This window comes from Micromonospora sp. BL1, assembly GCF_003667485.1.
Lineage (GTDB): Bacteria > Actinomycetota > Actinomycetes > Mycobacteriales > Micromonosporaceae > Micromonospora > Micromonospora tulbaghiae.
Map to the genome: position 1 here is coordinate 1 of NZ_RCVK01000404.1, position 9125 is coordinate 9125.

Annotated in this window: 9 protein-coding genes; 7 read left to right on the plus strand and 2 right to left on the minus strand. The window is 74.0% G+C overall.

Translation table 11 applies throughout. The features are described 5' to 3' along the window. The first annotated feature begins 5 nt into the window (after positions 1-5). Positions 6-764, plus strand: coding sequence for an alpha/beta fold hydrolase (locus EAD96_RS29755; protein WP_233586230.1), 759 nt, complete (start codon positions 6-8; stop codon positions 762-764). Between the two features lie 57 nt (positions 765-821). On the opposite strand, the gene EAD96_RS29760 is transcribed toward EAD96_RS29755, so the two are convergent. After that, entirely contained in the window at positions 822-2414 is a 1593-nt protein-coding gene (locus EAD96_RS29760) for a GMC family oxidoreductase (protein ID WP_120568871.1), read from the minus strand. A gap of 79 nt (positions 2415-2493) precedes the next feature. Continuing rightward, on the minus strand, positions 2494-3360 hold the full coding sequence (locus tag EAD96_RS29765; RefSeq protein WP_120568872.1) for an aldo/keto reductase: 867 nt from the start codon (positions 3358-3360) through the stop codon (positions 2494-2496). Positions 3361-3524: 164 nt separating this feature from the next. Between EAD96_RS29765 and EAD96_RS29770 the strand changes: the two genes are divergently transcribed. The 6 genes from EAD96_RS29770 to EAD96_RS29795 all read left to right on the plus strand — a co-directional run. Further along, the gene (locus tag EAD96_RS29770; RefSeq protein ID WP_013287532.1) at positions 3525-3890 is read left to right on the plus strand and encodes a YciI family protein; all 366 of its coding nucleotides are present in this window, start codon (positions 3525-3527) and stop codon (positions 3888-3890) included. Between the two features lie 279 nt (positions 3891-4169). Beyond that, positions 4170-5618 (plus strand): pyruvate kinase, encoded by a 1449-nt coding sequence (pyk, locus tag EAD96_RS29775; RefSeq protein ID WP_120568873.1) that lies wholly within the window; start codon positions 4170-4172, stop codon positions 5616-5618. A 64-nt stretch (positions 5619-5682) separates the two neighbouring features. Continuing rightward, entirely contained in the window at positions 5683-6552 is an 870-nt protein-coding gene (locus EAD96_RS29780; protein WP_013287530.1) for an acyl-CoA thioesterase II, read from the plus strand. A gap of 71 nt (positions 6553-6623) precedes the next feature. Further along, positions 6624-7094, plus strand: a complete 471-nt coding sequence (locus EAD96_RS29785; RefSeq protein ID WP_120568875.1) for an Rrf2 family transcriptional regulator — start codon at positions 6624-6626, stop codon at positions 7092-7094. 132 nt (positions 7095-7226) lie between these two features. Continuing rightward, positions 7227-8321: a sulfite exporter TauE/SafE family protein gene (locus tag EAD96_RS29790; protein WP_121686570.1), complete on the plus strand. Its 1095-nt coding sequence runs from the start codon at positions 7227-7229 to the stop codon at positions 8319-8321. Positions 8322-8641: 320 nt separating this feature from the next. Further along, the coding region (locus EAD96_RS29795; protein ID WP_199733340.1) for a cellulose-binding domain-containing protein at positions 8642-9125 on the plus strand (484 nt) is incomplete at its 3' end.

Genomic DNA, 9125 nt, shown 5'->3' on the forward strand with positions numbered 1-9125 from the left:
CCGTCCTGCTCGTCCCGGCCGCCGCCCAGGCCGCCGCCCCCGAACCCGCCGCCCCGTCGGCCACCGCCACCGTCGCCACCGCCGCGGAACGGGCCGCCGCCGCGGCCGCTGACCCGGTGATCGTGGTCGGTGGCCTGAGTGGAATCTCCATCGCGTACGAGCCGATCGCCGCCCGGCTGCGCGCCGACGGCTACCGGGTCTCGATCTTCCAGTTGCCGAACCTCGGCCTCGGCGACATCCGCGAGTCCGCCCGGGCGTTGTCGTCCTACGTGGACCGGGTGCGCGCCGCCACCGGCGCGGCCCGGGTCGACCTGGTCGGCCACTCCGAGGGCGGCCTGGTCAGCCGCTGGTACGTCAAGTACCTCGGCGGCGCGGGCACCGTCGACCAGTACGTCAGCCTGGGCAGCCCGCAGTACGGCACCTACGTCGCGAACCTGGTCGCCGTCCTCGGGCTGGGCAGCTGCGCCGGTGTGATCGCCTGCCAGCAGATGACCATCGGGTCGAGCTTCCTGGCCGACCTCAACGCCGGGGACGACACGCCCGGCCCGGTGCGCTGGGCCACCGTGCGCACCTGGCAGGACGAGCTGGTCCGGCCGGTCGACAACGCCGTGCTCGCCGACGGCGCGACGAACATCCTGGTGCAGGCGTGGTGCCCGCTGCGGGTCGTCGGTCACCTGGGGCTGGTGCTGGACGGCACCACTTACACGGCGGTGCGGCAGGTGCTCGCCGGTGCCCCGGTCCAGCCGAACTGCTTCGCGGTCTGACACACGTGCCCGGGCCCGCCGTCGCGCAGGCCCGGGCACGTCCGGCCGGGCCGTCGCTCAGCCCGCGTCCCGTCCCGTGATCACGTCGGCGGCCCGCCAGGCCAGCGCGGTCACCGGGGCGCTGGTCCAGCCGGCCACCATCACCGGCAACACCGACGCGTCGACCACCCGCAGGTCGTCCACGCCGCGTACCCGCAGTTCGGGGTCGACCACGTGCTCGTCGCCGGCGCCCATCGCGCAGGTGCCGATGGCGTGGTAGCCGCAGTAGCCGCGCGCCACGGCCGCCTCGACGATCTCCGCGTCGGTAGTGGTCGCCGTCCCGGGCACCGTCTCGGAGCGGATGCGCTTCGCGATCGGGCCGGTGCCGAAGAACTCCCGCATCCGGCGGAACAGGTCCACCGCCACCCGCCGGTCGTGCCCGGTGGTGAGGTAGTTCGCCACGATGGCCGGCGGCGTACGCGGGTCCGCGTCGGTGATCGTCAGGCTGCCCTCGCTGTCCGGCCGCGTGACGGTGCCCAGGCACATCACACCCGGCTCCCGTTCCAGTTCCAGCGCCTTGCCGGGCCGGGGCGGGGCGGCCGAGAACGGCGCCATCAGCAGGTGCGCGTCCGGGCGTTCCAGCTCCGGGCGGGACTTGAGGTGGGCCGCCACGTCCAGCACCGGCAGGGCGAGCGGGCCGCCCCGGGTGAGCAGCCAGCGCAGCGTCGCCCGGGCCTGCCCGAGCGGGCTGCCGATGGTCATGTTGTGGCCGCCGGGTTCGGCGAGGCGGTACTGGAGCACGATCGACCGGTGCTCGCGCAACCCCGCGCCGACCCGGGGCCGGTCCAGCAGCACCGGCACCCCGGCGGCGCGCAGCGTGTCCGCCGGCCCGATGCCGGAGACCTGCAACAGATGCGGTGTGGCGAGCGCGCCCGCGGCGAGGATCACCTCGCCCGCCGCCCGGTACTCGATGTCCCGGCCGCCGTGCGCCGCCCGTACGCCGACGGCGCGGCCGCCCTCGACGAGCACCCGCAGGACGACGGCGCCGACCTCGACTGTCAGGTTGGGCCGGCGCCGCACCGGGTGCAGGAACGCGTCGGCGGCGCTGACCCGGCGTCCGGCGTGGATGGTGGCGGTGGGGTAGCCGATCCGTTCGTCGTCGTGGGCGTCCAGGTCGTCGGCGCGGCGCCAGCCCAGCTCGGCGCCGGTGGCCACCATCTCCTCGGCGAGCGGGTCGGTGCCGGTGGCGACGGACAGCCGCACCGGGCCGCCCGTGCCCCGGTGCGGCGCGGGCCCGAGCGGGTGGTCCTCCAGCCGCGGGAACACCTGCGACATGGCGGACCAGCCCCAGCCCAGCGGTGCGAGGGCGTCCCAGTCCCGGGCCGCGCCGCGGCTCCAGATCATGCCGTTGACCGACGTCGAGCCGCCGATCATCCGCCCGCGCTGCCAGATCTCCTGGCGGCCCGGCCCGATGGTGGCGGGGTAGTGCCAGGCGGTGCGCCGGTCGTCCATCAGCCGGGAGAACGCCTTCGGCACCCGCACGTACGGGCTGCGGTCCCAGCCGCCCGCCTCCAGCAGCAGCACCCGTGTCCCTGGATCCTCGGTGAGGCGGTTCGCCAGCACGCACCCCGCCGCGCCGGCCCCCACGATGACGTAGTCGAACTCCTCCACAGCGGACCCCCACTCGCGAGAATCCCTCTGACAGTAGTTGCTCGATCACATTCCGCGAAAGGGCCGGGCGGCGTCCGGGTCAGGCGGCCTTGGCCAGCGCCTCGAACTCGTCGTCGGTCAGCTCCACCTCGGCCGCCGCCACGTTCTCCTCCAGGTGCGCCACCGACGACGTACCCGGGATCGGCAGCATCACCGGCGACCGGCGCAGCAGCCAGGCCAGCGCGAGCTGCGCGGGGCTGGCGCCGTGTGCGGTCGAGATCGCGTCGAGCGGGCCGCCGGCCCGGGCCAGGTTGCCGGTGGCGATCGGGAACCACGGGATGAACGCCAGGTCGTGGCGCTCGCAGTGCGCCAGCACGTCCTCCGCGCTGCGGTCGGCCAGGTTGTAGAGGTTCTGCACGGACACGATCGGCGTGATCGCACGGGCCGCCTCGATCTGCTCGACGCTGACCTGGGACAGCCCGATGTGCCGGATCTTTCCCTCCTGCCGCAGCAGCGCCAGCTCGCCGAGCTGGTCGGCCAGCGGCACCTTCGCGTCGATCCGGTGCAGCTGGTAGAGCGGGATGCAGTCCAGGCCCAGGTGGCGCAGGCTCAGCTCGCACTGCTGGCGCAGGTACTCCGGGCGGCCCACCGGCCGCCAGTCGTCCGGACCGGAGCGGGTCAGCCCGGCCTTCGTCGCGATGACCAGGTCGTCGGCGTACGGGTGCAGCGCCTCACGGATCAGCAGCTCACTGACGAACGGCCCGTACGAGTCGGCGGTGTCGATGAACGTGACGCCCAGCTCGTACGCGCGGCGCAGCACCCGCACCGCCTCGGCCGGATCCTTCGGGTCACCCCACACGCCGGGGCCGGTGAGCTGCATCGCCCCGTAGCCGAGGCGGTCGACCGGCAGGTCGCCACCGATCCGGTAGCTGCCCGACGCCTTGGCGGGCTGGGTGCTGGTGGCCATTCGCGGTCCTCCTGTGCTCGTTCGTGCCTCGCGGGGCGGTACTGCGCCCCGGCCCCTGGACATTCCCCGGATCGCGGCGGCGAAGCACTGGTAGTTGCGGCGAGCGGCCCCGGCGCACCGGGCCGCCGTGGGAGGCTGGGCGGGACGGTGGTCAGGAGGTGCGCATGGCCGCGACGCCACGGCTCGACTTCGCGCTGGACACGTACGAGTGCATCGTGCTCTACCCGGGGCCCTCCGGGCGGGCCCTGCCGGACGAGACCGTGCAGCGGCTGCAGGCCGAGCACCTCCAGCACATGCGGGCGCTGCAACGGCGCGGCATCGTGCTCGTGGACGGGTCCGTGGACGGCCCGGCCCGGGAACCCGACCCGCCGATCGGTTTCGGCCTGGCCCGCACCGGCTCGGTGGACGACGTCCGCAGCGTCATGGAGGCCGACCCGGCGGTGCAGGCCGGGCTCTACCGGGTCGAGGTGCTCACCTTCCTCTGCCCGGCCGGCTCGCTGGAGTTCCCGCTGGTCAAGACGGAGAGCTGAGGCTCCTCGCGCGCCCCTGCGACGACACCGCTCGCTGCCGCGTACCCAGTGCTCGCCGACGGCCGGACGGCCGGGCGCGACGGTCCCACAGTGCCCCGGGCCGACCCGTGACGGGGAGCGGTACGATTTCTCACCGCGCGGTCGCCGATGCCCGCCACACGACGTCCCGGTGCGGTACGCCTACCGCCCGCCCACGCGGTTGACGCGCGTCGTTGGACAAATGTTCCGCAGTCCGCAAGGGGTCGGCCGGGAGGCCGATCCGGAGGAGAGACTAGCCTGATGGGCGTGACACGCCGCGCGAAGATCGTCTGCACTCTCGGCCCCGCCACCTCGTCCCCGGAGCGTATTAGGGGACTCGTCGAGGCAGGCATGAACGTGGCGAGGCTCAACTTCAGCCACGGCAGTCACGAGGATCACGAGTCGGTCTACCGGCTGGTCCGCGAGGCGGCCGAGGCGTCCGGCAAGCCGGTCGCGGTGCTCGCCGACCTCCAGGGCCCCAAGATCCGCCTGGGCAGGTTCGCCGACGGCCCGCACGAGTGGCGCACCGGCGACTCCGTCGTGATCACCGGCGACGAGGTGGTGGGCACCAAGGAGCGGGTCTCCTGCACCTACCGCAAGCTGCCGCAGGAGGTGAAGCCGGGCGACCGCCTGCTGATCGACGACGGCCGGGTCGCCGTCGAGGTCAGCGACGTCACCGGCAACGACATCCGGTGCCTGGTCACCGAGGGCGGCCCGGTCTCCAACAACAAGGGCGTCTCGCTGCCGAACGTCGCGGTGAGCGTCCCGGCCCTGTCCGACAAGGACGCCGAGGACCTGCGCTTCGCCCTCGGCCTCGGCGTCGACCTGGTCGCGCTCTCCTTCGTCCGCTCGCCGGAGGACATCAAGCTCGTCCACTCGATCATGGACGAGGAGGGTGTGCGCCGCCCCGTCCTGGCCAAGGTCGAGAAGCCGGAGGCGGTCGACCACCTGGAGGCGATCGTGCTCTCCTTCGACGGCGTCATGGTCGCCCGCGGCGACCTCGGCGTCGAGCTGCCGCTGGACCAGGTGCCGCTGGTGCAGAAGCGTGCCGTGCAGCTGTGCCGGGAGAACGCCAAGCCGGTCATCGTGGCCACCCAGATGCTCGACTCGATGATCGAGAACTCGCGCCCGACCCGCGCCGAGGCCTCCGACGTGGCGAACGCGGTGCTCGACGGCGCGGACGCGGTGATGCTCTCCGGCGAGACCAGCGTCGGCAAGTACCCGGTGCTCACCGTCAGCACCATGGCGAAGATCGTCACCACCACCGAGGCCGGCTCGATCGCCGTCCCCCGGCTGCAGCACGACCCGCGTACGCACGGCGGCGCGCTCACCGTCGCCGCCTCGTCGATCGCCCGCGCCATCGGCGCCAAGGCCATGGTCGCGTTCTCGCAGACCGGTGACACCGTCAAGCGGCTGGCCCGGCTGCACTGCGACCTGCCGCTGCTGGCGTTCACGCCGGTGCCGGAGGTGCGCAACCAGCTCGCGCTCTCCTGGGGCGTGGAGACGTTCCTGATGCCGTTCGTCCAGCACACCGACGACATGTTCCGCCAGGTCGACCAGGCGCTGCTCGGCCTCAACCGGGCCAACCCGGGCGACTACGTGGTGATCGTGGCGGGCAGCCCGCCCGGCACCCCGGGCTCCACGAACACGCTGCGCGTGCACCAGTTGGGCTCGCTCGTCGATGCGGCCTCGGCCCGGGCTCTCCAGTGAGCGCGAGGAGTGAGCCGGGTTTGCGAGCCCCGCAGTCGCGAACGAAGGTGACGCGGTGAGTGGTGTGGCGACCGGGCAGGCGGCGGTCGACCAGCTGCTGGAGGTGCTCGACCTCGCCCGTACCGGGGAGATGACCTTCCGGGGGATGAGCCCGCAGGTGGGCCCGCAGCGGGTCTACGGCGGGCAGGTCGCCGGCCAGGCCCTGGTCGCGGCCGGCCGCACCGTCGACGCGGAGCGGGCCGTGCACTCCCTGCACGGCTACTTCGTGCGCCCCGGAGATCCGGCCGAGCCGATCGAGTACCAGGTGGAGAACGTCCGCGACGGCCGGTCCTTCTCGGTGCGCCGCTCGGTGGCGTTGCAGCACGACAAGCCGATCTTCTTCATGTCGGCGTCGTTCCAGCGCCAGGAGGAGGGGCTGGACCACCACGCCCCGCTCCCGCCGGACGTACCCGGCCCGGACGACGTGCCGACCATGACCGACCGGCTCTCCCGCTACCCGGAGCGGCTCGGCATCTGGGGGATGATCCCGCGCCCCATCGACGTGCGCTACGTCGGCGAGCCCGGCTGGGTCCGCCCCGGTGACCGCCCGGCCGAACCGCACCAGCGGGTGTGGATGCGCCTGGACGGCAAACTGCCGGACGATCCGCTGCTGCACGCGTGCGCCCTCACGTACGCCTCCGACCTGACGCTGCTGGACTCGGTGCTGTCGGTGCACGGCGAGGTGTGGGGGCCAGGCGGTGTGGTCGGCGCGAGCCTCGACCACGCGCTGTGGTTCCACAGGTCGTTCCGCGCCGACGAGTGGTTCCTGTACGACTGCTGGAGCCCGTCCGCGTCCGGCGCCCGCGGCCTGGCCACGGGCCGGATGTTCACCACCGACGGCCGGCACATCGCCAGCGCCGTGCAGGAGGGGCTGCTGCGGCGCGTCGGCGGCTGAACGCCCGGCCGGTGATCGTCCGGGCGCGGGTCGGGGGGCCGGTGCGCACGGCAGCGGACTAACCTGGCCGTATGCGTCTCTCCGCCCGGGTCGACTATGCCCTCCGCGCGGCCGCCGAGCTGGCCTCTGTCGCGGACCGGGGGACCACCGGGCGGAGCCGGCCGGTGACCGCCGAGCAGATCGCCCGCGCACAGGACATCCCGCCCAAGTTCCTGGAGAGCATCCTGCTGCAACTGCGCCGGGGCGGCATCGTGCACGCCCAGCGTGGCCCCGAGGGCGGCTACTGGCTGGCCCGGCCCGCCGGAGAGATCTCCCTGGCCGAGGTGATCCGCGTCATCGACGGCCCGCTCGCGCACGTGCGCGGGCAGCGGCCGGAACAGCTCGGCTACCAGGGTGCGGCCCGCGCGTTGCAGGACGTCTGGATCGCGCTGCGGGCCAGCGAGCGGGAGATCCTCGAGCTGGTCACCATCGCCGACGTGGCCGCCGGCGCGCTGCCCGGCCGGGTCAACGAACTGGCCGCCGACCCGCGCGCCTGGAGCTGACGGCAGCTTCCGCACACCCCGGCACACCGTCCGGCGTCTCCTACCAACCGGATGGGGGACTTGACCCGGGGCGCCTCCGTGCCGCATTGTCGACCAAGTTGATAGGAGATACCGAAAAGTCAGGGGGCGCTCGTGCGCAAGCTGCTGGTCCTCGCCCTCGTCGGGCTCGCCGCGCAACTCGTCGACGGCGCGCTCGGCATGGCGTACGGACTGACCTCCTCGACGCTTCTCCTGTTCGCCGGCGTGGCGCCGGCCGCCGCGTCCGCCTCGGTGCACCTGGCCGAGATCGGCACCACGCTCGCCGCGGGCGTCTCGCACTGGCGTTTCGGCAACGTCGACTGGAAGGTGGTCGGCCGGATCGCGCTGCCCGGCGCGATCGGCGCGTTCGCCGGGGCGACGTTCCTCAGCTCCATCTCCACCGAGGCGGCGGCGCCGTGGATGGCCGCCATCCTGTTCACGCTCGGCGCGTACCTGCTGGTGCGGTTCTCCCGGCCGCTGCGCGCCAACCGCGCCGCCGGCCGGCTGCGTAGCCGCTTCCTCGCCCCGCTCGGCCTGGTCGCCGGCTTCGTCGACGCCACCGGCGGCGGTGGCTGGGGACCTGTCGCCACCCCGGCGCTGCTGGTCTCCGGCCGGATGGAACCCCGAAAGGTCATCGGCTCGGTGGACACCTCCGAGTTCGTGGTGGCCGGCGCGGCCAGCATCGGCTTCCTGATCGGCCTCGGCTCCGAGGGCTTCCTGTTGCCCACTGTGGCCGCGCTCCTGGTCGGCGGCCTGATCGCCGCGCCCATCGCGGCCTGGCTGGTCCGCATCGTCCCCGCCCAGCTGCTCGGTGCCGTGATCGGCGGCGTGATCGTGCTGACCAACGCCCGCACGCTGCTGAGCGCCGGCGGCGTGGGCGGCTCGGTGCCGGTGGTGGTGTACGCGCTGCTCGGCGCCGCCTGGCTGGTCGCCGTCGGGCTGGCGGTGCGGGCGCTGCGCCGTGCCCGCCGGGCCCGCGCCACCGTCGACGCGGCGCTGACCTCCGCGGCGCCGGCCGAGGCCGCGATCGCCTCCGCGTCGCCCGCCGAAGCGGTGGAGCCAGCCGCGGCGGGGGAGTCCGTCGAGCCGGCGGAGGCCGCGAAGTCGGGGCAGGTCCGGGAGCCGGTGGCTACCGCCGAGACCACCGAGACCACCGAGACCACCGAGAACGCGGAGTCGCGGAAGCTCGCCGCCGCCGTCGAGGGCTGAGCCGCTCGCGGCCCTGGACCGCGCCGTCGCCCGGCCGCGCCGTCGCCCGGCCGCGCCGTCGCCCGGCCGCGCCGTCGCCCGGCCGCGCCGTCGCCCGGGAGGGCTCTGTCTCGGCGTTTCGGCCATTCCTTCTCGCCGGCCGCCGCTCCACCGTTGTGTCGCGCTTGTGGGGGTGTCCGGCGGTGACCTAGGCTGACGGAGCGCGGAGCCGAATCACCGACGTCGATGTGTTGACGTCGCCCGTCGCGTCAGGGCACGTAACCGCCGGTCCGGGCAGACCGGCCCCGTCGCGTGCCTGACCTCCGCGAAAGGCATTCCCCGTGCACCCCACCACCCCACGCCGCCGGATCGCGCTGCTCGCCGCGGCCTCGGCGGTCACGCTGTCGGCCGGCGCGCTCACCACGATGACGGCCGCCGCGGCGGCCGTCGCCTGCCGGGTCGACTACCGGATCACCAACCAGTGGAGCGGCGGCTTCGGCGCCGACGTGACAGTGACCAACCTCGGCGACCCGGTCAACGGCTGGACCCTCGGCTGGAGCTTCGCCGCCGGCCAGCAGGTCGTCCAGGCGTGGAACGCGACGGTCAGCCAGTCCGGCGCGCAGGTCAGCGCCCGCGACGCCGGCTACAACGCGGCCATCGGCATCGGCGGCACCGCGAACTTCGGCTTCAACGGCTCGTGGAACAACGCGTCGAACCCGGTCCCGGCCGCGTTCACGCTCAACGGCACCGCCTGCACCGGCGCGCCGTCCACCAGCGCCCCACCGTCGACGCCACCACCGAGCACGCCGCCGCCCACCACACCTC

What these genes read in the sequence shown, in the direction of transcription:
- EAD96_RS29765 (WP_120568872.1), bottom strand. Translation starts at nt 3,360, where the DNA reads ATGGCCACCAGCACCCAGCCCGCCAAGGCGTCGGGCAGCTACCGGATC.
- EAD96_RS29770 (WP_013287532.1), top strand. Translation starts at nt 3,525, where the DNA reads ATGGCCGCGACGCCACGGCTCGACTTCGCGCTGGACACGTACGAGTGC.
- pyk (WP_120568873.1), top strand. Translation starts at nt 4,170, where the DNA reads ATGGGCGTGACACGCCGCGCGAAGATCGTCTGCACTCTCGGCCCCGCC.
- EAD96_RS29785 (WP_120568875.1), top strand. Translation starts at nt 6,624, where the DNA reads ATGCGTCTCTCCGCCCGGGTCGACTATGCCCTCCGCGCGGCCGCCGAG.